The 26,282-nt window shown below is 43.9% G+C and carries 22 protein-coding genes and 1 pseudogene; 7 read left to right on the top strand and 16 right to left on the bottom strand.

What is annotated here, in order from left to right:
* The coding region (locus AS888_RS02430; RefSeq protein ID WP_185113010.1) for a transposase at positions 1-493 on the bottom strand (493 nt) is incomplete at its 3' end.
* Positions 494-808: 315 nt separating this feature from the next.
* Positions 809-1,315 (bottom strand): general stress protein, encoded by a 507-nt coding sequence (locus AS888_RS02425; protein WP_081092274.1) that lies wholly within the window; start codon positions 1,313-1,315, stop codon positions 809-811.
* 163 nt (positions 1,316-1,478) lie between these two features.
* Between AS888_RS02425 and AS888_RS02420 the strand changes: the two genes are divergently transcribed.
* The 5 genes from AS888_RS02420 (at position 1,479) to AS888_RS02400 (ending at position 7,984) form a co-directional block, all read left to right on the top strand.
* Positions 1,479-2,543: a M20 family metallopeptidase gene (locus AS888_RS02420; protein WP_061140618.1), complete on the top strand. Its 1,065-nt coding sequence runs from the start codon at positions 1,479-1,481 to the stop codon at positions 2,541-2,543.
* 756 nt (positions 2,544-3,299) lie between these two features.
* Positions 3,300-3,860 (top strand): 3D domain-containing protein, encoded by a 561-nt coding sequence (locus AS888_RS02415; RefSeq protein ID WP_061140617.1) that lies wholly within the window; start codon positions 3,300-3,302, stop codon positions 3,858-3,860.
* Between the two features lie 138 nt (positions 3,861-3,998).
* Complete coding sequence (locus tag AS888_RS02410; protein WP_311316458.1) at positions 3,999-4,919, top strand: ketopantoate reductase family protein; 921 nt, start codon at positions 3,999-4,001, stop codon at positions 4,917-4,919.
* A gap of 164 nt (positions 4,920-5,083) precedes the next feature.
* Complete coding sequence (locus AS888_RS02405; RefSeq protein WP_061140615.1) at positions 5,084-6,352, top strand: dicarboxylate/amino acid:cation symporter; 1,269 nt, start codon at positions 5,084-5,086, stop codon at positions 6,350-6,352.
* 213 nt (positions 6,353-6,565) lie between these two features.
* Positions 6,566-7,984 (top strand): NAD-dependent succinate-semialdehyde dehydrogenase, encoded by a 1,419-nt coding sequence (locus AS888_RS02400; RefSeq protein WP_061140614.1) that lies wholly within the window; start codon positions 6,566-6,568, stop codon positions 7,982-7,984.
* 47 nt (positions 7,985-8,031) lie between these two features.
* Here the strand turns inward: AS888_RS02400 and AS888_RS02395 are convergent, their stop codons facing one another.
* The 8 genes from AS888_RS02395 to AS888_RS02360 form a co-directional block, all read right to left on the bottom strand.
* Complete coding sequence (locus tag AS888_RS02395) at positions 8,032-9,138, bottom strand: AI-2E family transporter (RefSeq protein WP_061140613.1); 1,107 nt, start codon at positions 9,136-9,138, stop codon at positions 8,032-8,034.
* Positions 9,139-9,576: 438 nt separating this feature from the next.
* A complete protein-coding gene (locus tag AS888_RS02390) occupies positions 9,577-11,103 on the bottom strand; it encodes an acetyl-CoA hydrolase/transferase family protein (RefSeq protein ID WP_061140612.1) in 1,527 nt (508 codons plus the stop codon).
* Positions 11,104-11,234: 131 nt separating this feature from the next.
* Positions 11,235-11,885: a LytTR family DNA-binding domain-containing protein gene (locus AS888_RS02385; protein ID WP_061140611.1), complete on the bottom strand. Its 651-nt coding sequence runs from the start codon at positions 11,883-11,885 to the stop codon at positions 11,235-11,237.
* A 293-nt stretch (positions 11,886-12,178) separates the two neighbouring features.
* Positions 12,179-12,358: a hypothetical protein gene (locus AS888_RS02380; protein WP_061140610.1), complete on the bottom strand. Its 180-nt coding sequence runs from the start codon at positions 12,356-12,358 to the stop codon at positions 12,179-12,181.
* Positions 12,359-12,419: 61 nt separating this feature from the next.
* Positions 12,420-12,782: a P-II family nitrogen regulator gene (locus AS888_RS02375; protein WP_061140609.1), complete on the bottom strand. Its 363-nt coding sequence runs from the start codon at positions 12,780-12,782 to the stop codon at positions 12,420-12,422.
* Positions 12,783-12,797: 15 nt separating this feature from the next.
* Positions 12,798-14,012 carry an ammonium transporter gene (locus AS888_RS02370; protein WP_061140608.1) on the bottom strand — a complete coding sequence of 405 codons (1,215 nt, stop codon included), beginning with the start codon at positions 14,010-14,012 and terminating at the stop codon, positions 12,798-12,800.
* 209 nt (positions 14,013-14,221) lie between these two features.
* Entirely contained in the window at positions 14,222-14,425 is a 204-nt protein-coding gene (locus AS888_RS02365; RefSeq protein WP_061140607.1) for a YbdD/YjiX family protein, read from the bottom strand.
* 13 nt (positions 14,426-14,438) lie between these two features.
* Positions 14,439-16,496: a carbon starvation CstA family protein gene (locus AS888_RS02360; protein WP_061140606.1), complete on the bottom strand. Its 2,058-nt coding sequence runs from the start codon at positions 16,494-16,496 to the stop codon at positions 14,439-14,441.
* Positions 16,497-16,851: 355 nt separating this feature from the next.
* Here AS888_RS02360 and AS888_RS02355 point away from each other — a divergent pair, with 355 nt between their 5' ends.
* Positions 16,852-17,097, top strand: a complete 246-nt coding sequence (locus AS888_RS02355; protein ID WP_221408553.1) for a hypothetical protein — start codon at positions 16,852-16,854, stop codon at positions 17,095-17,097.
* A gap of 131 nt (positions 17,098-17,228) precedes the next feature.
* Here AS888_RS02355 and AS888_RS02350 read toward each other — a convergent pair whose 3' ends face one another.
* From AS888_RS02350 to AS888_RS02335, 4 genes are all read right to left on the bottom strand, one after another.
* A complete protein-coding gene (locus tag AS888_RS02350; protein ID WP_061140604.1) occupies positions 17,229-18,431 on the bottom strand; it encodes an MFS transporter in 1,203 nt (400 codons plus the stop codon).
* A 25-nt stretch (positions 18,432-18,456) separates the two neighbouring features.
* Positions 18,457-19,038, bottom strand: a complete 582-nt coding sequence (locus AS888_RS02345; RefSeq protein ID WP_061140603.1) for a TetR/AcrR family transcriptional regulator — start codon at positions 19,036-19,038, stop codon at positions 18,457-18,459.
* Between the two features lie 194 nt (positions 19,039-19,232).
* Positions 19,233-21,023: an ABC transporter ATP-binding protein gene (locus AS888_RS02340; RefSeq protein ID WP_081092273.1), complete on the bottom strand. Its 1,791-nt coding sequence runs from the start codon at positions 21,021-21,023 to the stop codon at positions 19,233-19,235.
* Complete coding sequence (locus tag AS888_RS02335; RefSeq protein ID WP_061140602.1) at positions 20,998-22,746, bottom strand: ABC transporter ATP-binding protein; 1,749 nt, start codon at positions 22,744-22,746, stop codon at positions 20,998-21,000. The genes AS888_RS02340 and AS888_RS02335 overlap by 26 nt, the downstream gene beginning before the upstream one ends.
* Before the next feature lie 453 nt (positions 22,747-23,199).
* Between AS888_RS02335 and AS888_RS02330 the strand changes: the two genes are divergently transcribed.
* Positions 23,200-23,760 (top strand): nitroreductase family protein, encoded by a 561-nt coding sequence (locus tag AS888_RS02330; RefSeq protein WP_061140601.1) that lies wholly within the window; start codon positions 23,200-23,202, stop codon positions 23,758-23,760.
* Positions 23,761-23,876: 116 nt separating this feature from the next.
* Here AS888_RS02330 and fosB read toward each other — a convergent pair.
* Positions 23,877-24,267: pseudogene (gene fosB, locus AS888_RS02325) on the bottom strand (metallothiol transferase FosB).
* 77 nt (positions 24,268-24,344) lie between these two features.
* Positions 24,345-25,691: an aspartate kinase gene (locus AS888_RS02320; protein ID WP_061140600.1), complete on the bottom strand. Its 1,347-nt coding sequence runs from the start codon at positions 25,689-25,691 to the stop codon at positions 24,345-24,347.
* Positions 25,692-26,282: the final 591 nt, after the last annotated feature.

Genomic DNA, 26,282 nt, shown 5'->3' with positions numbered 1-26,282 from the left:
GAACGATTTTCTTTTCAAATTTCCGTTTATTCGCACTGGCTTTCACATGTGTGGAATCCACGAAAACGTGTTCTACACTTATTAACTTTTTATTAGCAGCGGTCATTAAAATGCGACAGAAAATCTGTTCAAACAGGTCTGTATCTTTAAAGCGTCGCTCATAATTTTTTCCGAACGTAGAGAAATGAGGTACTTTATCATGGAAACCATAGCCTAAGAACCAACGGTAAGCCATATTGGTTTCAACTTCTTCAATCGTTTTACGCATGGAACGAATACCGAAGGTATATTGAATGAAAGTCAGTTTAACTAAAATAACTGGATCAATACTTGGGCGTCCTACCTCTGAGTACATATCTTTCACCAAGTCATAAATGAAAGTGAAGTCAACGGCAGCCTCCATTTTACGAACCAAATGGTTCGGTGGCACCAGTTGATCTAAAGTAATCATTTCAAGTTGATCTCGCTGAATAGAATCATGTTTAGAAAGCATCCTCATCACCTCAAGTTTTAATCCTTCAATTTTAAAACAAAAATGACTCCAGTCAAAAGTGTTCTATCTAAATGGTAAGACAAAGTTGATTGGAACGGAAGGTACGAGACTCCTGCGGGAAAAGCGCGTCTAGGGGAGACCCCGCAGGCAAAGCCGAGGAGGCTCCCCGACCGCCCGCGGAAAGCGAGTGCCTGGAGTGGAAATCAACGTCTAAATTGTACAGGCCATAAAAATAGACAAACTCGATTTTCATCGAGTTTGTCTACAGTCTGAAAGGACGGACCCTAAAGGGAATCCGTCCTTTTTCACCTGTCATTATAGCGTTCTTCTGCCATGCGTTAACGTTTCATCCGTTTCGGTAATACCTGAATAAGAAGAATTCGATTTACGCGAATCTGCGTCAACCAGCACAAGCAGCTTGCCGCTTTTCACATCCGCTTCATATCGATTCGCCTCATCTTCCGGTAAGCCCATCCCAATCAATGTACCGGCCAAACCGCCTGTACCAGCGCCTACAGCCGCACCAGCCAATGTTGCAGCAAGCGGCCCTGCTGCCAGTACCGGTCCGATTCCCGGTATTGCCAATGCACCCACTCCTGCTAATAAACCAGCTGCTCCTCCCAAAATCCCTCCGGTCGCTGCACCAGCCGCGAGACCCTCTTCAGCCTTCGTCCCAGTTTCTTCGTTCACTGTCTTTAACTCCTCTTTATCTTTTGCCACCACCGATATATCATCACGGTTATATCCATCGGCCTGCAAGGCCTCAACAGCCTTAATGGCTTCTTCTCCAGTTTCATATACACCAATTATCCGTTTATCCATTTCTATCATCCTCCTTAAAGAATGTAATCTATCGCTCCTCCTTTACATACCCCAGAAAGTGGAAGTGGTAAACGTCACGTAACAGGAAAAAAATTTCTAGTTAACACTTGGAAAGGGAGGGTATATATAATGATAGTATGCAAATTTTTGGGAGGTTTTCTTTTTGCTCATCGAGTTACTTAAAGATTTAGTATCCATTGATAGTTCATCGAAAAAGGGAGCCAACGAAGCAGTTGAATACTGTGCGGACTGGCTTAAAAAGCAAGGGTTGACCGTGAATGTAATCGTTAATAATGGGTATAGGATGCTCGTTAGCGAGATTGGCCATGGAGATAAAACCGTTATCTGGAATGGCCATGTCGATGTTGTCAGCGGGACTCCGGATCAATTTTTCCCACAGATTCATGAAGGGCATCTATATGGACGGGGTGCAGCCGATATGAAAGCAGGGGTTGCCGGAATGATGTGTGCATTCTCCGAACTGAAAGATAGGAACTTGGGATTGAAAATCCAGCTGCAGATAGTATCGGATGAAGAAATTGGCGGGTTGAACTGTTCTGGCTATTTAGCGAAACATGGTTATAGAGGGGACTTTGTAATTTGTGCCGAACCTACCCAATTGGGAATTGGCCTGCAGGCAAAGGGTGCCCTGCGCCTTGATATTGAGGTATCTGGTAAATCCGCCCATGGAAGCCGTCCGTGGGAAGGCGTGAATGCAATCGAGAAGGCCTATGAACTCTATCAAAAAATAAAGGAGCTTCCGTTCACGAGGGATCATACCCCCCTTTACGATTCCCCCTCACTTAACCTAGCAAAAATAAAAGGCGGGGATGTTTACAATAAAGTACCGGATGCCTGCTTGCTCAGCCTGGATATCCGCTATCTCCCTACACAAACAATGGAAGAAGTCGTCACACAAATTGAAAGTGTGACGGGGAAGAATATTTTCATCAATATGTACAGCAAGCCTGTGAAAACGGAAGAATCGGACCCATTCATCTCACTGCTTCGTCCCATAATCAAAAAAAACACCAACCAAGATGCCGTGATTTTCGGACAACACGGTTCGGCTGACACTGTCTTTTTTGCCGCTTATGATATTCCAGCCATCGAATTCGGCCCAAAAGGCGAGAATTGGCATGGTGACAGGGAATGTGTCAATCTGGAATCAGTCGCCATATATCAAAAAATGCTAGTTGATTTTGCAACGGAATTCACTTTAGTTTAATAGATTTGATACTTTGAAAAAGATGCCGTCTGCTTTTTGCAGACGGCATCTTTTTTAGGTTTCATTACCCCGATACTGGTTGGAACGGGCAAGGACCATATTCGCTAAATCCGCAGGGAATCGGGGGACTATCTTTGATTTCAATGCAGAGTACAGTGGAACGGAAGGCACGACACTCCTGAGGAATTGCGCGTCTACGTGAGACACCACAGGCTGAAAGCCGAGAAGCTCACGGACTGCCTCTGGATAAGCGAGTTGCCTGCAGGGCAATGGAACGGCCCACGTATAGATTCCCAAATACTGCGGGCAATCGCGATTTCCACTTTTTGTTCACACAAGTTGGAGTGGAACGGAGGTACTTCCAACCTTAGTTTCTATATTAGATCCATTTAAAATAGTAACCGCATTCCCCCGCTCTCATTGGCCATCAATTATATAGCAATAATCCAGTCATAATCACGCTGCATTTTTCACAAGATTGCATAGGCCTTTTAAACCAGATGTAATATATCCAAATATTGTACATTTAAACAAAATACGTCATTACACATGCAAAAAAAGCTTTCCAACCGACATTATCAATCATTATAAAACATATCAAAATAAACCTCGACAAGTCCTTTTTTACTAGTTTATATTACATCCGCATATCAACAGAAACGTTTTTGTAACACAATTACTATTCCAGCGAAACATTATTGTCATATAGACCTGTTATTCTAAGTCTACGATTTAAAACAAAGGAGACTATTCATTTTGAAAAAAATACTACTTCCAATTTTCACTGCTTTCTTCCTGGTATTTAGTTTTTCCGGAGTTTCATCGGCTGCTACTACTACATACAAAGTCAAAAGCGGCGACACACTATGGGGTATCGCCAATAAACATAATATAACAGTCAATCAACTCAAAGGTTGGAACAACCTAAAAAAAGATAACATCCATCCAAAACAAGTTCTAAAGGTGAAAAAACCTTCGAATTCTGCCAAACCAAAGGCTAAAACAAAATCATCGTCATCCAAGAAATATAAAACGATCACCGTGAAGGCAACCGCGTACACAGCAAATTGCAAAGGCTGCAGCGGGATTACGGCAACGGGTCTTAACTTAAAGAAAAATCCTAAAGTAAAAGCCATTTCCGTCGATCCCAAGGTCATTCCACTAGGAACAAAAGTTCATGTGGAAGGATACGGAGAAGCCATTGCCGCAGATAAAGGCGGAGCTATCAAAGGGAATAAAATTGACGTCTTCTACTCATCCCATTCAAAAGCACTTGATTGGGGCAGAAAAACGGTAAAAGTCAAAGTCTATAAATAAATTCTAAAAACCAGCCTGAAATGATCAGGCTGGTTTTTCTTTTTCCCCTCCTTCCATCCTTTCAAACCACGTCCCAGCCTTAAACATTTACTGAAAATTACGACAATGGTATGATAAGTACATCTTACAAATAAAGAGGTGTTCACATTGAATATTGTCATTATGGGGGCCGGGGCGCTTGGCTGCTACTTCGGGGGCAGATTACAGCAGGCAGGACAGCATGTTCAATACTTGGTCCGGAAGAACCGTGCCAAGCAAATGAAGGAAAACGGCATCGGGATAACCAGCCCTCACGGAAACTATCAATTTAACGAACTTCATATTTCCGAAAATGTGCATGATATTGAAAAAGCGGACTTGGTCATTCTTGCCGTTAAAGGACCGCATCTGCAGGGTACACTATCCGATTTAAAAGTGCTTGTTGAAAAGGGAGCTATGGTCCTCCCGCTTTTGAATGGGCTTGAGCATATTTCCATTTTACAGAATGAACTGGGTGAGGAAGCCGTGCTCGGCGGAAGCGCCTTCATCATTGCCACTCTTGATGAAAAAGGCCATGTCATTCATTCGAATGAGAATCATGATTTAATCTTCGGTCCGCTTCACCCGTCACAGTCAAAGGTATGCGATGAATTTGAACAAGCTGCAAAATCAGCTATCATGTCAGTTGGCAGAACGGAAAACATATTAATCAGAATGTGGATCAAATACATGTTCATAACCGCCTTTTCCGGTGTAACTACCGCATCCAATCTCCCCATCGGTGCGATACGGAGCTTTCCGGCAACCAAAGGATTACTGGAAAATGCCCTTATTGAAATGATGGAGCTTGCCAACGCTTATGATATCGGGATAACCAGGCAGAACGTTGTTCAGGCCTTGGAGAATATGGAAGGTTTACCGGAAGAATCCACCTCCTCCATGCATCAGGATCGCCGGAAGGGCCTAACACTCGAAGTGGAACATTTACAAGGCGGCGCACTGCGTCTTGCCGATAAGGCTGATTTGAAGCTTCCCGTGATCGGAACGCTTTATGCACTCATCAAACCATTTGAGAATTGATGCAATGATACCGGTGCCCAGCCGGTATTTTTTTTACGGCACCTCCCCTTAAGACCAAAAAGACCTAAAAGAACAATATCACCAAAAGAATATTCCAGCTCCTCCTTCTGTTACACTAAACCCAAGTTTAGTAAGCGCTATCATATAACGAAGGAGAATGCCCCATGAAACTATTAAAAAATTTAACGGTTCAGGTCATTATCGGAATCATACTGGGGATAACGGTCGGCTTCTTATTCCCTGCTTTTGGTGAACAGCTGAAGATATTGGCTGATTTATTCATTAAAATGATAAAAATGGTCATTGCACCGATCATCTTCCTCACCGTCGTAATCGGAATTGGCGGCATGGGTGATATGAAAAAGGTTGGCCGCATCGGCGGAAAGGCTTTGCTCTATTTTGAAATCGTTACCACTTTCGCCCTTGCCATCGGAATCATCGTAGTCAATCTGCTCGGACCTGGCAAAGGCTTCAACATCGACTCAGTCGAGGGCGGGGATGTATCACAATATACGACAGCCGCTTCAGAAACGGAACATGGCGCCATCGCCTTCATTTCTACTATCATTCCAGATAATGCCGTTGCCGCAATGGCTGGAGGAGACCTGCTTCCCATCCTCTTCTTTGCCGTTTTGTTCGGTTTATCCATGGCCGCCATGGGACCGAAAGTACAGCCAGTCGTTTCCTTCCTTCAGCATATTGCCGATATTTTCTTTGGCATCGTCAGTATGATCATGAAGGTCTCCCCATTGGCTGCCTTTGGCGCAATGGCTTATACCATTGGTAAATTCGGCCTTGGATCCTTAAGCTCGTTAGGGCAATTGATGGGAAGCGTATATATCACCATGGCCCTTTTCATCATTCTTATTCTTGGTACGATCGTTAAAATCTATGGCTTTAATATTTTCAAATTCATTGCCTATTTAAAAGAAGAAATCCTCTTAGTATTAGGGACCTCTTCTTCTGAATCTGCCCTGCCAAGCGTGATGAAAAAACTGGAGAAATACGGGTGTTCAAAGTCGGTGGTCGGTTTGGTGGTCCCAACTGGTTATTCTTTCAACCTTGACGGCACATCGATTTACTTATCCATGGCAGCCATTTTCATTGCCCAGGCCTATGGCGTCGATTTAAGTATCTGGCAGGAGTTGACGCTTCTGGGAATCCTGATGTTAACCTCCAAAGGAGCTGCCGGTGTAACGGGCTCTGGATTCATTACACTTGCTGCAACATTAGCGGCTTTTCCAATGATTCCCGTTGAAGGAATGGCATTGCTGCTCGGGGTCGACCGCTTCATGTCTGAAGCTCGTGCCATCACGAACCTTATCGGTAACAGTGTCGCGACAGTGGTCATCTCCAAATCGGAAGGTGAATTCAACCCAAATCATGCCCTCTCCGATAATATCGGCGAAGTGGCCGTATCATCCGAGAAATAAATAGAAATGAAAAAGAGGGGGCATACTTTCCCCTCTTTTTTCACGTTTCTCCCTCCATTTCATCATGGAATCCATCACTTTCAAAAAATAACCAATCAAATAAATTTCGGAAACGCTAAAAAGTGTTTATACTTTTATGTAACAGGTAAAAGTATAAAGTTGAAAGTTTTATTTAGTAGTTTAATGGATTAAACCAAAACTGGAGGTTTTATCATGAAGGATTACGGATTATTTATTAATGGTGAGTGGTCGGATTTTGGATTGGACAAAATCGAAGTGACAAACCCCGCAACGAATGACATCGTCGCCACCGTTCCAAAAGGTGGAGCAACAGAAGCGACGAAGGCTGCCGATGCCGCATATGAGGCCTTTACCGATTGGGCTGCACGCTCGGTCTACGAACGGGCTGAGTTAATTTGGAAATGGCATCGATTAATTGATGATAATAAAGAAGAACTGGCTAAAATCATGACGGAAGAACAAGGCAAACCATTTAAAGAAGCCCTTGGTGAAATGACTTATGCCAATGGATTTTTATCTTGGTTTGCGGAAGAAGGAAAACGCGTGTATGGTGAAACGATTCCTGCCTCCGTATCCAATAAGCGGCTCTTCGTGACCAAACAGCCAGTTGGGGTCGTTGCTGTCATTACACCATGGAACTTCCCTGCAGCGATGATTACCAGGAAGGTGGCGCCCGCCCTTGCTGTAGGCTGCACTGTCGTCATTAAACCGGCTAACCTGACGCCAATCACCGCTTTAAAGATGGCTGAATTAGCTGAAGAAGCTGGGATACCAAAAGGCGTAATCAATGTCGTCACAGGGAAATCTTCTGAAATCGGGGAAACTTGGCTTCAAGATGCAAGGGTCCGCAAACTGACGTTCACCGGTTCTACAGAAGTCGGGAAAACATTAATGAAGGGATCGGCTGACACGGTCAAGAAAATCTCGCTTGAACTCGGAGGTCATGCACCAGCAATCGTTCTTGCAGATGCCGACCTTGATAAAGCGGTCGATGGCATCATTAGTTCCAAGTTCAGGAATGCCGGACAAACCTGCGTTTGTTCCAATCGTATTTATGTGCACGAATCCATTCAAGAAGCCTTCATTGAAAAGCTCGTTGCCAAAGTCAAGGAACTCAAAGTAGGAAACGGATTGGAAGATGGCGTCGATATTGGACCGCTCATCGACCAAAATGCTGTGGATAAGGTTCAAAAACAGATTGATGAAGCGATAAACAGCGGTGCCAAGCTCGAAGCAGGCGGGAAAGCCATCGGCGGCCTTTTTCTTGAACCAACCGTCCTATCCAACATTGATGACAGCATGCTTTGCATGAAGGAAGAAACGTTCGGACCATTAGCTCCCATCGCCTCCTTCAAAACGGATGAAGAGGCAATCACAAGGGCAAATGACTCCATTTTCGGATTGGCAGCATATGTCTTCACTGAAAATATCACCAAAGGGATTCAATTCACCGAAGCACTTGAATTCGGAATCGTCGGCTTGAACGATGGGCTTCCATCCGTACCCCAAGCACCATTCGGCGGCTTCAAACAAAGCGGACTTGGCCGTGAAGGCGGTCACCAAGGCATCGAGGAATTCCTGGAAGTGAAATACATTTCTTTAGGCTTGTAATTCCCTCAAGACAAAGGGACCGGCTCAGATGAGCAGGTCCCTTTTTTTCATTCCAATATATTTTCTTCAAGCTTTTCCTCTTTACGGATCCTGATGAACTTCACGATATTCAGTACGATCGTTTTAACGACTGAATATGTTGGAACCGCCAAGATCATACCGATGATACCGGCTATGTTTCCCGCAACGAGCAAAAGGATGATGATGGTAAGCGGATGTGTGTTCAATTTTTTCCCGATTACCAAAGGCGAAATCACATTCCCATCCAGCTGCTGGATGATCGTTACAACGAGGATGACCAGTAACGCTTGAGTCGGCGAATGAATCAGCCCCACGATGACCGCGGGAGCAACCCCGATGAAAGGACCCACATACGGAATGATGTTCGTAACGGCACCAATCAGCGCGAATAGGAATGCATAAGGCAGGTCAATGATCAAATAACCAATGAATGTGCCAATCCCAACAAACATGCAGACAAGCATCTGTCCTTGTATGTACGTGGTAAGCGTTTCTCCCGTTTCCTGAAGAACGGTTAAAGCCGGCTTCCTGTATCCAACCGGTACAAATTTCATGATTGCGCTCGGGAGTTTATCTCCATCCTTCAACATATAAAACAGGATGAAAGGAACCGTCACCACCACTAATGTAATGTTCGTGACTACACTGAACACGGAAGATAAGCTGTTCGTTATATTGGTAGGTAAATCGGTCAAATATTTTTGCAGCGAATCTCCTACCTTTTTCAAATCTACATAATCTTGTTCCATCGTCCACAAAAACCATTTTGACTGAGCCGAATCTTCAATGAACTTCCTTGTTTGATTGAAATAATCCGGAAGGTTATTGATTAAATCGGTAACCTGTTTGGAAAGGGACGGACCAACTAGACCAACCAGCAAACTGATCAACCCAAGGAAAAATACATAAAGCAATAATATTGCCAATCCCCTTGGCACACGTCTTTTAGCGAGGAAATCAACGGTAGGGTTGAACAAAAAGTAGAGAAAACCCGATATCAAAATTGGAAAAAACAAAGTTGAAGTAAAAATCACGATTGGTTCAAAAAGAAAAGAAATCTTTGTACCAACATAAAAAAGTAAAGATAGTAATAGTAACTCTAACGTCCAAAAATGCAGTTTTTGTTTGAACAAATTATCTCCTCCACAATAGCCATTCTCTATAACTCTTTTTTCTATGGAAACAATATCATTACGAAAACATTATGTATGATAATCGTTCATTGTTAGCAGTTTACCATATTTCCATAACTCGAATGTATAATTTAATGCAAATTTAAAAGAAACCTCACCCTGATCCCTTTCCAGTTCCTCATGAAGGTCCTCCATGCCTTTACATGTTAAGCCATTTATATTTCAAAGAAAGGAACCAACGGAATTTACCCTTCAAGATACTATGGTCGGCACGTTCATTTTATAGACGCATATGACGCATGTCCGAACTCATTCATTTTAACATTCCGCTTTCATCCCTACCAGTAATACCCAAACAGAAGCACTATCCAAACCGGAAATATCCACTTTTAGCTTCCGAACCAAATAAAAAGCCCCGCTGTGAGCAGGGCTTTACGATTATCTTTGAACCTGCAGGGCAGCTTCAAGCATTGTACCATTTTTTATAAAGTTCGTATGCCAGGAGAATGCTTTTTCAAGGATGTGCGGAGTTTGGTGTCCCCCAGTTTGCGCTACGGCTTCCGTGAAATAGGCACGAAGCTGCGGACGGTAGTCAGGGTGCGCGCAGTTTTCGATGATTAATTCCACACGCTCTTTAGGTGCCAGACCGCGCAGGTCAGCTATGCCCTGCTCTGTCACTAAAACATCCACATCATGCTCAGTGTGATCCACATGCGAAACGAAAGGAACGATACTGGAGATTTTGCCGCCTTTTGCATAGGATTTCGTTACGAAAATACCGAGGCGCGAGTTACGAGCAAAATCTCCTGAACCGCCGATCCCGTTCATCATTCTTGTCCCGGAAACATGTGTCGAATTTACGTTGCCGTAAATATCACATTCTAACGCTGTATTGATCGAAATCAAACCAAGACGGCGAATGATTTCAGGATGGTTGGATATTTCTTGCGGCCGAAGAACGAGTTTATCACGGTATTTATCAAGATTACCGTAAACCTGCTTTCCTTTTTCTTCTGCTAATGTAATCGAACAGCCTGAAGCGAATTTGACTTTTCCAGCATCGATTAAATCGAATACCGCATCTTGCAGTACTTCCGAGTACACTTCCAAATCTGTAAATTCAGAATCAAGGAAACCGGCGAATACCGCATTTGCCACTGAACCAACACCTGATTGCAGCGGTGCAAGACTTTCCGTTAAACGGCCTGCCTTGATTTCTTCCCGAAGAAAATTTATTAGGTGATTGGCAATCGTTGCAGTTTCTTCATCAGGCGGCACGATTGTCGAAGGTGCATCAAGGTCTGTTGATACGACGATCCCCTTTACCTTTTCAGGGTCGACCGTGATGCCGATGGAGCCGAGGCGATCGCTAGCTGCCGTCATCGGAATCGGTTCGCGCTCCCCTTGACTGGCAGGTGTATATATATCATGGATGCCCTCCAATCCTTCTGGATGGGATACGTTCAATTCAATAATTATATGTTTAGCTTCTTGAACGAAGATAGCAGAGTTACCTACGGAAGTGGTCGGGATGATTAATCCTTCTTCCGTAATGGCCAAGGCTTCGATAATGGCAAAATCGATAGGTCCGACAAGGCCTTGACGGACTTGTTCAGCTGTATGAGATAAATGCTGATCCACATAAGTGACTTCGTCAGCGTTGATTTTATTGCGAATTCCTTTATCTGCTTGGAACGGTAAGCGCTTGTTGATGATCCCGGCTTCCGCCATATGTTGGTCGACTTCCGGCCCCAAGGATGCACCAGTATATACGTCCACTTTGAATTTTTCAGTTTTTGCCCTTTTAACCAGAGCCATTGGAATAACCTTAGCATCGCCCGCACGAGTGAACCCACTCATACCAAGCTTCATCCCAGCTTTGATCCACGAAGCGGCTTCCTCCGCTGTAACAACCTTCCCCTTAAATTGTTCGTTGCGAATTTTATTGAAAACGCTTTCTTTCATCCGAAAGACCCCCATTTTTTTGCTTTTCTCACACCTAATTTTATCAATCCGGTGTAATTGTCACATTCGTTTCCGAATGAAAAGCCATAATTTGGGCATCAAACAGCATTTTAATCACATAAAGAAGAGCACTAAAAACCGAGTGCTCTCCTGAATTGACTTGCATATGTTTGACTGACTTGAATTTTGGAATTATCCTTCATGATAAGCAAAAACGTTGAATGAAAATCCGGAAGGATTTCTTGTATATAATTGATGTTGACGATATAAGAACGATGCACCCGAATGAATAAATCGCTCGGTAATATGAATTCCAATTCACTTAAGTTCATTTTATGGTATCCGCTCACAAGTTCGGACTGAATTTTCGTTTTCCTGTTTTGCGCTTCTAAATACATAATTTCACCATATGGAAGCGGAATCCAGCGGTCATCCATTTTAATGGTCAGGAATGATGTAGGTAAAATCAATGGCTTTGATGGCAAGATCGCCGTGACCGCCCCTAGAGGATTGCCCTCATTCATGATCGGTACACTCAACCCATAGTACGGTACGCCAAAAACATTACTCTCAACTTGCACCCCAATTTTTTTACGGAAACTCAATGCCTTGTATGTAGCTGTGTTTTCACTTATTAAATCACCCGGTTTGATCCTTAAGTCAACTTGCTTGCTAGGTTGGTAATAAATGTATTTTTCAGAATCAGCCACGGAAATTGAAGCATCCTTTGGTACAAATTCCCTGATGATATTTAAAACGGATTCGACCGTAAATTGGTCCATTTCCTTTCACCTCTTAATAAAACATATTAAATAATTTCCCCATTACGAAAAAGAGCATCCTCGAAATCGTTCCGTCGATCTTCACGAACTTTTTCCACCTCACTTTTGCAAAATAAAGAAAAATTGAATTAACTAAGCGAAAAGTGTCAAAAAAAGCAAAAAAAGCGGATTTAAATTTATGCCCTTACCCATTATAGTTGGAAAGCTCCGTGATTTCCATGGATGATTCAAGAAAAAAGATGCCTTGGATGATTTAAACAAAAAGAAGCCGATCCACAAGAACGGCTGATGGGTTATTTATTTGAGGGATCGCGAAAGGCGGATTTACTTCGAAGCGACAGAATTTCCTCTAAATTCTTTAATGGCAATTCCAATAAAAAGGCTCGATCATCAGGTTGATATATTCCTTCCGAAATGAGAGTGGTGGCAATCTTCTGTTTTTTGGCATTAACGATTCGGACCAGTCTTCCCATTTGTTTCGCTCCTTTTCTTTAATCAATTGAAATTCAGCTCCGGTCGGTTTCCTTCAGTGCGTTAGAACTCATTCCTCAGCGCATCATGTCCTTCTTTTCCCGTACGGATATTCACAACATTCGCCAATTCATAAATGAAGATTTTCCCGTCACCAGGTTTACCTGTGCTTAGGAATTTACGCGCTACATCTACAACTTCCTGAACCGGAACTTCACATACGACGATTTCGATTTTCAAACGGTCATGTAAGGACATTTCGCGATTTTTGCCCCTATACGTTTCCACATAGCTTTTTTGGAGACCCGTCCCTTTCACTTCCGATACAGTCATTCCGCTTACCCCTATTTTTGCTAGTTCCGCTTTGAATTGTTCAAACTTGATTGGACGAGTAATGATATCTATTTTCGTTAAAACCTCTGACATATATTCACCCTCCTTCTAAATTGATTCATGATAGGCCTTTTCGCCATGAAGTGTAAGATCGAGCCCCATTGACTCATCTTCATCACTGACGCGCAACGGAACGAACACATTAATCACTTTAGCAAGGACATAAGTGACCACGGCAACGAAAATATATGTGGCAATGATGGCCACAAGCTGCTTCCACAGTAAGTTGAAATCCCCGTAAAATAATCCATTTCCCCCAGCTTCGTTGACGGAAGTCGTTGCGAATAAACCAGTAGCGATGCCTCCCCATGTTCCGCCTATCCCATGCAGCCCGAAAGCATCCAATGCATCGTCATACCCCAGTTTATTCTTCAAGAAGAATACGCCCCAGAAGCATACTGCCCCACCGACGACTCCTATGATGATCGAGGATGCAGGCGTCACGAATCCGCAAGCGGGTGTAATGGCAACCAACCCGGAAATCGCTCCGGATACTGCTCCAAGCAATGTCGCCTTTTTATTTGCCATGTACTCAACGATCAGCCAGCCTATGATGCCAGCAGCTGCAGCCACGGCTGTATTCACGAATACCGTCATTGCCACTGCATTGATCGTCAAAGCGCTTCCGACGTTAAAACCGTACCACCCGAACCATATTAATGATCCGCCAAGGAAAGTTAACGGCAGATTATGCGGCGCACTGTCCCCCGATTCCTTCCTTTTCCCTACCATGATCGCCAAAACCAAACCGGCAACCCCTGAAGAAATATGAACAACGTTGCCTCCAGCAAAATCCAATGTACCAAGCTGCGCCAGCCAGCCTCCTCCCCATACCCAATGCGCAACTGGTGCGTATACCAATAGCGACCACAAGATCGTAAAGATCAAGAATGCTGAAAACTTCATTCGTTCGGCAATTCCACCTGCAATGATCGATACGGTTAAAACGGCAAAAGTCATTTGGAATAACATGAATAAGCTATGAGGAATCGTTTCGCTGTAAGGACCAGGTTGGAACCCTACATCCTTTAACCCCACCCAATCCAGACCACCTAGAAGTGTATTTCCAGGTGAAAATGATAAAGAATATCCGATAAGCACCCAAAGAATCGAAATGACGGCAAGTGGCATGTAACTGTGCATTGCGGTATTCAGGACATTTTTACTTTTTACCATCCCCCCATAAAATAAGGCAATCCCTGGTGTCATGAGCCAAACCATCATGGTCGCCAAAAACATAAAAACCGAATCAGCCATTTGCATATTGTTTCCCCCTTGTTTTACATGTTATGTTTGTTAACAAAGATATGTTATATTTTTTATCATATACTTAATTTTCTAATAATTCAATAGATTTTTTCCGTATTAATAACCTAATGTAAGGTTATATAACATCAAAACCATTGAACTAGATCTTTACCTCACAAAAAAAAAGCCCCTCATATTCGAGGAGCCTTCAAGCGTATATTCATTCAACAGCATCTGGATACTTTCCCGCCTTTTGCATTATATCGTTCATCCTGTGCTTCGCAGAAAAATTCTTTCCTCGTCTTTACGGGATCTTCCGGATGGTGGACGTTCATATGTGTCACATAGGTATCATAACTGGGCACGCCTACAAGCAAACTGACAAACTGTTTTCTGTAGCTGAGTATCTTGGTCAACCTTTTCAACATTGCCTTCCCTCCCTTATGAGGTCCTTCTCGATACATAAGGCGATTCATGTAAATCTATTTTCTGGTTCTTCAGCACTTTTATCCACAGCCTTATTGCAGAAATAAGGACAGTGATCACAACGATCATGAAGATGGCACAAAGTGCAGCATCGACATAATCATTGACGATGACCTGCTTCATTTCGGCTAAATCTTTTGCAGGAGCGAGGATTTCCCCTTTATCATACGCAGCCTTGAACTTATCCTTATGAGCTAAAAAGCCGATCGCCGAGTTATCATGAAACAGCTTTTGCCAGCCAGCCGTCATGGTCACGATCAATAAGAAGGTAGTCGGGACAAGAGTGACCCAACTGTATGCTTTTTTGCCCATTTTAAAGAGGACTGTTGTACCAAGCAGCAACGCAATGGCAGCAAGCATTTGATTCGCGATTCCAAATAACGGCCAGAGGGTATTGATCCCGCCAAGCGGATCGATGACCCCTTGATAAAGGAAGTATCCCCAGCCAATTACACAAATGGCCGTAGCAATGATATTGGGCAGCCACTTATTCGTTTCGGCAAATGGCTTGTAGAAGGTTCCGATGATATCCTGGATCATGAAACGCCCAACCCTTGTTCCTGCATCAATGGTCGTCAATATGAACAGCGCCTCGAACAGGATCGCAAAGTGATACCAAAATGCCATCAGCGATGCTCCGCCAATCACTTGCGAGAAGATGTGGGCCATCCCGATCGCAAAGGTTGGCGCCCCTCCAGTTCGGGATAAAATGGTCTCTTCCCCAACATCATCCGCAAGGTCAGTGATCATTTCCGGCGTCAAAACGAAGCCCCAATCCGATATCGTCGCCGCCACCTGGACCGGCTCCGTCCCCACAACCGCTCCCGGGCTGTTAATTGCAAAATAAATCCCTGGCGTCAGGACACAGGCTGCAATCATCGCCATGATGGCAACAAATGATTCAGTCAGCATCGCCCCGTAACCGATTGGACGGGAATGGGACTCACGTTCAATCATTTTAGGAGTTGTACCAGATGAAACGAGAGCATGGAATCCCGACACCGCTCCACAAGCGATCGTAATGAATAGGAAAGGGAATAGATTCCCGGCGAATACGGGTCCAGTTCCATCAATGAATTGGGTGACGGCAGGCATTTCAAGGCTCGGCATGACAAGAAAGATGCCAAGCGCAAGTCCGATGATCGTTCCGATTTTCAAAAACGTACTTAAGTAATCACGCGGTGCCAATAACATCCATACCGGCAAAACGGAAGCAACGAAGCCGTATACTATCAACATGATGGCAATCGTTTCACCGCTGAAGGTGAACATCGGCGCCAATGTCGCGCTTTCCGATACAAAGCGTCCGAAGTATAACGCCAGCATCAACAGGATGATGCCCAGGATGGAACCTTCGCCTACACGTCCTGGCCTTATATAGCGCATATAGATGCCCATGAGGACGGCAATCGGTATCGTCGAGGCGATCGTGAACATCCCCCAAGGGCTTCCGACCAGCGCCTTTACGACAACGAGGGCAAGCACCGCCAATAAGATGATCATGATGCCAAGGATTCCGATCATGGCTATCAAACCTGTAACGGGCCCAATTTCCTCTTTGATCATTTCACCCAAGGATTTACCGTTTCGGCGCATCGAGCCGAAGAGAATGATGAAATCCTGAACGGCACCTGCCAATACAACTCCGACAACAAGCCAGAGTGTCCCTGGCAAATATCCCATCTGGGCTGCGAGAATGGGTCCCACTAGAGGGCCCGCACCAGCAATCGCCGCAAAATGGTGTCCAAAAAGCACCCATTTATTAGTAGGTACATAGTCCTTCCCATCATTATTCGCTTCTGCCGGGGTTTGGCGATCATCATCCAGCTCAAACACTTTCTGTGCGATGAATTTACTATAAAAGCGATAGGCAATGGAATAAACACAGAGTGCTGCCGTAACGATCCACATGGCATTGATGCTTTCCCCGCGGTTTAAAGCGACAAAACCAAAACTCACGGCCCCCACAGCGGAAATGATTCCCCAAAGAACGACTGATTTAAGCGCTTTCATTTTTACCATCTCCTCTCATTGGAACGGATGATTTACTATAAAAAAATCCTCATTTCATATGGCGCCAGATCTTAAAACCACTGCAACCATCAAATTTAAAGAATTTTATATATATTCAGAATTATATGTTATTAAATGGTTTTTTTGCAATATATATTTAGTCAATTTGTAATGAATTTACAATTTTTCTGTCGATAAATCACTCTCCTTCCGCCAGCGCCTTCATATAAATGTCTTATTGTCATTTTTGATGCAGGAAGAGAACTCCCCTTCATGCAGGAATGATGGATGTGCGGTATCTTGTCGGAAATTGAAGAATGAAATTAACGGAAACCAAGTATAAGAATTTAATAGAGTGGATAGAATAATAAAAAAGGAGTGGGAGAATATGGAGACGAAAACGAAAGAAAGCACGAAAGAATTGTGGACTGAAATCAACCAATGCATCACTAGAATCATTGATGAAAAACATGATTTATCTTTTCAAAAGAAGAGCAATGATAACTATATGAATCTATATATCCAAACTGCCGTATTACACACCTTATTCGGTCTTTCAGATGAGCTTAGGAGAATTGAAAGGAAATATAATGGGATTTGATGCAATCCGTCTATTATTTGTTAATTCCCGTTAATAGATTCAAAAAACAAAGCCCCCTTTCCGATATGGACAAGGGGGCTTTATGTCATGAAAGGAATCAACCACGTAATTGATGTTTCAGGAATTGCTAATCATTGCACTAAGCTTTCAGCCAAACGTTTTTCCTTCCAGATGACTGTAATACCAAGGCCGATGACCATAATGACTGCAGCAAAAAGATATGGATAGTGTATGTTTATGTCAAATAGAATCCCGCCCATTGCCGGACCGACGATATTCCCTAAGCTCGTGTAGGTTGAGTTCATGCCCGCTACGAACCCTTGCTCTTTCCCGCCCGCTTTTGATAAAAATGTCGTCAATGCCGGACGAAGCAAGTCAAATGCAAGGAAGATGAAGCATGTCACCGCCAACACGGCCATATAGCTGGAGATCAAGGTGGAAGCAACTGCAAATATGGCACCGACGATCAAACATAATTGAATCAGCTTCTTTTCCCCGAGGATATCCACCATTTTTCCGAACATGAATACTTGCACAACCACCCCGAAGATTGAGCTTATCGTAATGATCATTGCAATATCCTTCGGTGTGAAACCGAATTTATGATCGGAAAACAGGCTAAAAACAGTTTCATATGCCGATAATCCAAATGCCAGTACGAATACTAGGATGAATGCAATGAAGTAGAGCGGATTAAGGGATTTTTTTAAATCGGAAACAAAGTTCGTTTGCCCTGCATCAGCCGAAACTTCTGCAAGCTGTTCCTTTGTCAGTGGCTCTTTCAATATAAATATGGATGAAAGGCAGGCTATAAAAGCAATCAGTGCCGCAAGGAAGAAGGGGTAACGGATTCCGTATTCAGCAACGAACCCGCCTATTCCCGGCCCTATAATAAAGCCCAAGCTAATGGCGGCGGAAATGTACCCCATCGCTTTTGGACGCTCCTTAACGGATGTAATATCTGCAACATACGCCGTAACGCCCGGCATAATGAATGCTGCACTGATCCCGCCGAGAATCCTTGATAGATAAAACACGGCGACGTTCGTGCCCAAACCGAAGATAAGCTCCGACACACCAAAAAGGAATAATCCGATTATGATGATTTTCTTTCTGCCGTAACGGTCGACCCACCTGCCTGCGAACGGGGACATAATAAGCTGGGATACCGCAAATACGGCCACAAGATAGCCCATCGTACTGCCTGACAGGTGCATGATGTTCATCAAGGATGGCATGACGGGGATGATGAGACCGATTCCCAGAAAGGCGATGAATATATTGCTTAGCAATATGATCAATACCGCCTTTTGTTCTTTAATTGGTTTAACCATGTAGTGACACCTCTTTCCATGTAAATCATTTAGGCGATATACCTCTCCAGAACACTGTCCAGGAGGCCGCCACTTTATCCTTCAGCCGCTTCTCATCATTGCCGTATACAAGCTCAAGCATAATCGAATCGACAACTCCCAAGAAGGCGAACGTAGGCGTGATTGCCGCCTCTTCAATGATTAACCCGGCATTGATCCAATCCTGAAATTTTTCTTCAAGTATGGCCTGCACTTTTTCCTCTATGTCGATGACTTCCTCTGTAATGGCTTCCTCCAGATGGGCTGGCGGAAAAAAAGACATCCGCAGCCAGAACTTTACATGCTCATTTTTTTGGAAAAGATCGATGATCAATTGTAAGAATCCGTATAAATCCTTCTCAGGGTTCCTTGAATCCACTTTACTGAAATATTGAAGTTTGGAAGTTAACTCCGTCTCTTTCGCATCACGTAAAACGTTCAGAAAAAGATCATCCTTCCCTTTAAAATGGGCGTAAATGGATTGCTTTCTCATGCCGACTTCTTCTGCTATTTGTGAAAGGGATGCTCCTTCATAACCATGGATCGTAAAATATTTAAGAGCAGCTTCTTTAATGTCATTGCTTTTCAATACTTTCACCTCGAATTTTAACGAACGTTCGTCAGTTATATTAGCAAATTAAAGACATATAAGCAAGAGGAAAACACTTATTACTTGAAACCATTTTTCACTTGCTTAAACGGAACAACGCACCCTTCCTCCTTACTATTAGTTTTCCATGGAAACGCAAAAAAATGCGCACCTTAAGGCACACATTTCTTACATCATCCAGTCGTACTTTCCTTAATTGAACTGCGGTATAGGTCGTAGTAAAAACCCCTTTGCCCCAGCAGCTCCTCATGGGATCCTTTTTCGATGACCCTTCCTTCATCAAGAACAAGGATCAAGTCACTTTGCTGAATCGTATTCAACCGATGGGCAATGACAAAACTCGTTCTTCCTTCCATCAAGCGCTGTAATGCTTCCTGGATTTTAAGCTCCGTGATCGTATCTATACTGCTTGTCGCCTCATCCAAGATCAGGAGGACGGGGTCTGCCAAAATGGCCCTCGCAATCGATAAAAGCTGACGCTGCCCCTGACTGATCCCACTGCCATCCTGACTCAGGATGGTCCCGTATCCTTCGGGAAGCTTCATGATAAAGGAATGGGCATTGGCAAGCTTGGCTGCCTCCTCCACCTCTTCATCTCCCGCCTCCAAACGGCCATAGCGGATATTTTCACGAATCGTACCTTGAAACAAAAAGGAATCCTGTAAAACGAATCCCATATGCTTGCGGAGACTTGCCCGCGTAACCTGCTGGATATTCTGGCCGTCGATCAAGATCCTGCCGCTGTTCGGCTCGTAAAAACGGGCCAAAAGGTTAATGATCGTCGTCTTCCCTGCACCAGTCGGCCCTACAAGCGCGATGGTTTCGCCTTTTTCAGCATGAAAGCTGACATCATAAATGGTTTGGTCGTCTTCATTATAGGAAAAAAATACCCCTTCAAAATCAACCTGACCACGGACATCCCGAAGCTCAGAGACCTGTATCTCATCCACTTCTTCTTCATTCTCGTCCAAAATGGCAAAAACCCTTTCCGCACCAGCAACTGCCGAAAGAAGAGTATTGAATTGATTAGCAAGGTCATTGAGCGGACGGGTGAATTGCCTTGAATATTCGGTAAAGATGACAATCACCCCGATGGTGACCGTTCCTATCCCGCTCAACGCCAAAAAACCTCCGACAGCGGCTATTACCGTAAAACTTAAGTTGTTCAGTAAATTCATCAGCTTTGGAATCAATCCCGAATACGATTGCGATAAAAAACCGGCCTTCTTCAGGTTTTCACTCCGGGTGATAAAATCCCGGATCACTTTATCTTCCTGCGAGAAAGCCTTTACGATCCGCTGTCCGGATATCGTTTCTTCAATGAACCCATTCAGTTCCCCCAGGTTTTTCTGCTGCTCTTTAAAAAGCTTCCCAGTCCGGTTCGTTATCCATCTCAAGCCGAAAAACATGAGCGGAACGATGATCAAGGTTAGAAAAGTTAACAACGGGCTCAAATACAGCATGACCGCAACAGTCCCGATAAGTGTCAGCAAACTGGAGAAAATCTGGATGACGGAGCTATTCAAAGTGGAGCTTACATTCTCGATATCGTTCGTGACCCGACTCATCAGTTCCCCATGCTGCCGGCGATCAAAGAAAGGAATGGACAGCTGGTGAAGCTTCTTGAATAATTGATTGCGCATAGCATAGACCGTATCCTGCGCAATGCCGATCATCCAATAATTCTGCAGCCACATCGATAGGGAATAGAAAAGGTATACGCCAAGCAGCCAGATAAGAAGGATAAATAGCCCGGCACTATCCTTCGTGACAATATATTCATCGATGGCCCTGCCGACCAGAAAGGGGCCAAGCAAGCCCAGCACCGAGCTTACCAGTACCATGAACAGGACGTAAAATAGAAGGCCTTTATTCGTTGCCAAGTACGGGATGATCCTTTTTATCGTACTCCATGAGTTAAGTGGTTTTGCCTTTGCCTTATCGGGAGATATTCTTCGGCTCAAACGATATCCCCTCCTCCCCAAACTGTGAGTGAACGATTTTCCGATAAAGCTCACTCGACTGAATCAAATCTTCATGTTTCCCTTCAGCAAGCACTTCACCATTTTCCAGCAATAAGATTTTATCCGCCTCCATGGCTGTACTGATTTTCTGCGTAATGATGATCGTCGTGCAGGTATAGGATTTTAAAGCACTAAGCAATTTACTTTCCGTTTTCAAATCGAGTGCACTTGTACTATCGTCGAGAAGGAGAATCGTCGGTTTGCGCACCAACGCCCTCGCAATCGACAGCCGCTGCTTTTGTCCCCCTGACAGATTCACGCCTTTTTGCCCTAACATCGTTTCATATTGCTTCGGTAGCTTCATTACGGTTTCATGGACTTGGGCATGCATGGCCGCCGCCTTGATTTCCTCATCCGTGGCCCCTTCTTTCCCCCAAGCGATGTTATTTTTTATCGTTCCTGAAAAAAGCAGGGCTTCCTGTGGTACATAGCCGATCCTTTTCCGCAGTGAGTCCAGGGGAATATCCTTCACATCCTGTTCATCAATGAGGATGGAGCCGCCATCAGTCTCATATAATCTTGGAATCAGCTGAAACAAGGATGTTTTCCCAGATCCCGTCGCTCCAATGATGGCAAGCGAACCCCCGGGATCGATAGTGAAGTTCAAATGCTTCAGTACGGCATGGTCGGAACCTGGATATCGGAAAGATACATCAACAAACTTGATGCCTCCGCCCTTGAGAACGTTCGTGGCGGTTTCCTTCCTGCCTTCGTCGATGTCTATCGGCGTCCCGAATATTTCCGTTACACGTTCGGCTGAAGCCTTTGCTCGGGAGATGACCGTGATCAGCCAGGAAAAAACCGAAAGTGATGCGGCAATCCTTGTTGCATAATTAACGATCGCCACGACTTCCCCTACTTGGATGTCCCCTGTTTCAATAAATCCGCTTCCAAGCCAGAGAATGATCAAGATTGCCCCATTCATGACAAGCATCAGCACTGGCATGGTCGTTTCAATTAAACGAAGCGAGGTCACCGTCTTTCTTTTCAGTTCATCATTGGCGCCGTCAAATCGGCCAATCTCATGCTCCTTGCGCAGAAAAGCTTTGATCAAGCGCATGCCTGTAAGGTTTTCCCTCATGACGTTATTAACATCATCAAGCTTTTTCTGAACGAGTTTAAACAGCTTGGCCGCCCTTTTCATAACCCACACAAGGAAGAAAATAAGAACTGGAATCGAAATCACCAAAACGAGCGATAGCTTCAGATCAACCGTCATGGCCATGATTGCACCGCCGATTACGATCAATGGCGCCCTTGCCATGATGCGCAAGCCCATAAAGACCGTATTTTGAAGCTGGGTCACGTCATTCGTCATTCTTGTAATCAACGAGGAAGTCGGGATGTTATTCAAATTGGCAAAAGAAAACGCCTGTATTTTGCTGAATAGGCTTTTCCTCACATCATGCCCGAAACTTTGACTTACATGTGATGCAGTAAAGGAATTAACGATTCCGCCCAAAAATGAAAAAACGGAAAGCCCGACCATGACGCTTCCCCATTTGATCACCACCGATAAATCTTTCTGTAAAATGCCATCATCGATGATCTTTGCAATAAATAGAGGTTGTAATAATTCCACACCAAGCTCGACGATCATCAAGAATAAAGCAAGAATGATCAAGAGCCAGTACGGCTTAAGGAATGAGGACAGTTTTTTCATCTATGACACCCTTCGATTCTTCATATGTAGTCATCATCTTTTCATGTTCCCATTATACATTTTTATACAGATTTATTAAAAGATTTAAACTGATTTAAGCGATTGGTAAATTATTTGATTTTTTTTAATAAATACTCTTGACAAATAACAGGAAATAAGCGAAAATTCTAATTGATAATGATTTTCAATTTCATTATCGATCTCTGAAATTTGATAAACTTTTACGATATTCCCTTATCGTACCCTGTTGATGTTGTACATAGCTGCAATGTCGCCCCGGCTTTCTCTGTGCCTAGAAAAATTATATGCTCATTAGCGAATGCATGTCACTAGAATATTGCCCCCTCTTTATTCAAGTAATTAATTCACGTTGGAAGCATAAATTAGGCAGCCGGGGATTTTTTCTTTTTAAAACTGATAACCATACATATATATTAAAGGAGAAGGATGACTATGAAACTGGAAGATATCATAAAAGGACGGCGCAGTATCAAGCGTTTCAAGGACATCCCTGTTCCATTGGATACCATCCGTACATTATTGGAAACGTCCACATGGGCTCCGAACCATAAAATGACCCAGCCTTGGCGCTTCGTCGTTGTGCACGGGGATAGCCGACTAAAACTAGCAGAAGCAACCCGCGCTTTCATGGCGGGCAAGGAAAAGGACCCCGAAAAGAAGAAGGAAGCCGGACAGCGTGGATTCAATAAACTGAACGGTGTACCAATGTTTGTCGCGGTGATCATGGAAGAAAATCCGAATCTGATGGTACGGGAAGAAGATTATGCGGCTACAAGCGCCTTGATCCAGAATTTCAGCCTGCTTGCCTGGGAACAAGGCATCGGGATGATATGGGAAACATACGGCATGATACATAGCACGGAATTTCGTGAAGCATTAGGGGTGAAACCCGGTGAGAAAATAGTCGGCAGCCTTCACGTTGGCTATCCTGATATGGTTCCCACACCAAGACCAAGGAAAGAAATCGATCAACTACTTACAATAATGGACTAATATAAAAATAAACCTCCCATTTTAAAAATGGGAGGTTTATTTTAGGTTCCATTGTCTTCGACACCCAATGATGCTTGTAATAGGTCATCTAACTTTTTACTCGCGTTTCCCATCCTTTACTGTCCCGAATGTTTATAAAACGTCATATGGGATTTTTCCTGTTTGTAATAATCCAGTCTGTCCTGCAATGACCCCGTATGGAATTCAAACTTATGTCCATCTAAATCAGTAAAATAAATAGACTCCTTATCGCGTTCATCTCTCTCCCGGCCAGTAAGGATATTGACCTTTAAGCTTCTCAATTTCGTAAACATGTCCTCATAGTCTTCTACATCGATGGAAAACGCCACATGCGTAGATGACGCATTTATTTCGTTTCTTGCCATACCTTTTTCTGAATTCAAGGCGAGCCATATCCCATTCAAGTCAAAGTAGGCTGTGGAATTCCCCTTTAAAAGCAGTCTTATAAAATTCGATGGATTTTTCCAGGTCGGATACTGAAAACAAAAAGTGATTCAATCCTTTAATGTGGATAATCTCCCTCTCCCTTCTAGGCGGGGTTTATTATCTCCATACGGTCATTCTCAAAAAAACTCATGATATAAAGCTTGGATCGCCGTCTCTTCGCTGCGTTCTTTGACACCGAACATCATGCTTACCTCCGAAGAGCCCTGGTTGATCATTTCGATATTGACCTTGGCATCCGCCAACGCTTTCGAGGCTCTTGCCGTCGTTCCGACATTATGCCGCATCCCTTCGCCCACGACCATGATCAAGGCTAAGTTATGCTCCACAATGACTTCATCGGCATGCAGCTCTTGCTTGATTCGCGAAATGATTTTCTTCTCGGAGTCCCCCCTCATCTGCTCCTGTCTCAGAATGAGTGTCACATCGTCAATGCCCGATGGAATATGCTCATAGGCAACTCCGTAATCTTCAAGGATATGCAGCAGCTTCCGGCCAAATCCGACTTCCCGGTTCATTAAATATTTACTGACATAAATGCTGCAAAATCCCTTGTCACTCGCAATCCCAATAACCGGACCATTCGTATTATCACGGGTACTCACAATGCGGGTCCCCTGGGCCGCCGGGTTGTTCGTATTTTGGATATGAACCGGGATTCCCGCCCGGAATGCAGGAATAAGCGCCTCATCATGGAATACCGAAAAACCGGCATAAGAAAGCTCACGCATTTCTCGATACGTTAATTCCCTGATCCCCTTCGGATTGGAAACCACATTTGGATTAACCGCATATACGGCATCCACATCGGTAAAGTTTTCATACAATTCGGCTTTGACGCCATTTGCAAGAATCGAGCCCGTAATGTCAGAGCCGCTTCTTGAAAACGTTAAAACATCACCATCTAACGTATATCCGAAAAACCCTGGAAATACGACGATTCCCGGCTCATCACGCAGATCATATAACCGATCATACGATTCTGGCAGCACCTGGGTATATCCATCTTCATCCGATACGATCAAGCCAGCTCTCTTCGGATTGATATATTGCGCTTCGACACCCCGCCTTTGAAAATAAGCGGCAATCAGCTTCGCATTATTATCCTCGCCACTGGCCTTTAAAGCATCCAAATAACGCTTTGGCTTGGATTGATCTGCATGCAACAGTGCTTGTAAATCTTCGCGAATCCCAGTGATGACTTCCTCGGATATATCCAGCTCCTTAGCGATACTTCCATAACGGGCGACCACATCTTCGATTAAAGGTTCGCCATCATCCCCGCGCAGCTGCTGCTTTGCAGCCTCGATCAATAAATCCGTCACCTTTATATCATCGGAATTGCGTTTCCCGGGGGCCGAAACGACCACAAACTTCCTCTCCGGATCTGCTGCCACAATTTCGAATACCTTCTTTATTTGTTCACCTGACGCCAGTGAACTTCCGCCAAACTTCGCAACCTTCATCTCGACATCCCCTATTATTAAAAAAATTCTGTCAACATTCACTCTCCCTATTATTACGTTTTTCAACGAAACAATCAAGCGATAATTCCATTACAGGAGGACATTTGTATTTTTAAAAAGGACAAACCACTAATAAAACTGTACGATAGATTAAGAAAAAAAGCGGATATGTATGTTTACTCCTTCTCCCATGAGCCTCGCAATAAAACTGGAAGTTTCCATCGCTCTCCACTTTGAAGAATTTGGAGTTTGAACGTTTCATTCCGCTGTGCTTGAAAAAAAGATAGAATCCCCATTAACAATGGTTCCGTGGGGGAATTGGACCGTTGCTTTCCACTGCTGGCACTCGCTTATCAAGAGGCAGTCCGGGAACGTCTTATTCATTTTCATCATTAGTAAATGATGCAAGCCACAGTTGGTAACAATTTAGGAAGAAGCAAATCATCTGAGGAATGAGGACTAGATAAAATGCGAAGCGAAAAGAAGGATTAGCGGTTCTTCGATATGAAAAGCATGAATGCGCGGACTAAATGGGGAACCCATACTATTCAAAAGGGTTTCGGAAGGAAAGTCTTCGAAACCCTTTTGTTT

This window comes from Peribacillus simplex (assembly GCF_001542915.1).
GTDB lineage: Bacteria > Bacillota > Bacilli > Bacillales > DSM-1321 > Peribacillus > Peribacillus simplex_B.
This window is presented reverse-complemented; position numbering and strand designations above follow the sequence as displayed.

Coding starts and splice junctions, on each gene's coding strand:
- AS888_RS02425 (WP_081092274.1), bottom strand. CDS start 1,315: ATGGATAAACGGATAATTGGTGTATATGAAACTGGAGAAGAAGCCATT.
- AS888_RS02405 (WP_061140615.1), top strand. CDS start 5,084: ATGAAACTATTAAAAAATTTAACGGTTCAGGTCATTATCGGAATCATA.
- AS888_RS02400 (WP_061140614.1), top strand. CDS start 6,566: ATGAAGGATTACGGATTATTTATTAATGGTGAGTGGTCGGATTTTGGA.
- AS888_RS02390 (WP_061140612.1), bottom strand. CDS start 11,103: ATGAAAGAAAGCGTTTTCAATAAAATTCGCAACGAACAATTTAAGGGG.
- AS888_RS02385 (WP_061140611.1), bottom strand. CDS start 11,885: ATGGACCAATTTACGGTCGAATCCGTTTTAAATATCATCAGGGAATTT.
- AS888_RS02380 (WP_061140610.1), bottom strand. CDS start 12,358: ATGGGAAGACTGGTCCGAATCGTTAATGCCAAAAAACAGAAGATTGCC.
- AS888_RS02375 (WP_061140609.1), bottom strand. CDS start 12,782: ATGTCAGAGGTTTTAACGAAAATAGATATCATTACTCGTCCAATCAAG.
- AS888_RS02370 (WP_061140608.1), bottom strand. CDS start 14,012: ATGCAAATGGCTGATTCGGTTTTTATGTTTTTGGCGACCATGATGGTT.
- AS888_RS02365 (WP_061140607.1), bottom strand. CDS start 14,425: ATGTTGAAAAGGTTGACCAAGATACTCAGCTACAGAAAACAGTTTGTC.
- AS888_RS02360 (WP_061140606.1), bottom strand. CDS start 16,496: ATGAAAGCGCTTAAATCAGTCGTTCTTTGGGGAATCATTTCCGCTGTG.
- AS888_RS02350 (WP_061140604.1), bottom strand. CDS start 18,431: ATGGTTAAACCAATTAAAGAACAAAAGGCGGTATTGATCATATTGCTA.
- AS888_RS02335 (WP_061140602.1), bottom strand. CDS start 22,746: ATGAAAAAACTGTCCTCATTCCTTAAGCCGTACTGGCTCTTGATCATT.
- AS888_RS02330 (WP_061140601.1), top strand. CDS start 23,200: ATGAAACTGGAAGATATCATAAAAGGACGGCGCAGTATCAAGCGTTTC.
- AS888_RS02320 (WP_061140600.1), bottom strand. CDS start 25,691: ATGAAGGTTGCGAAGTTTGGCGGAAGTTCACTGGCGTCAGGTGAACAA.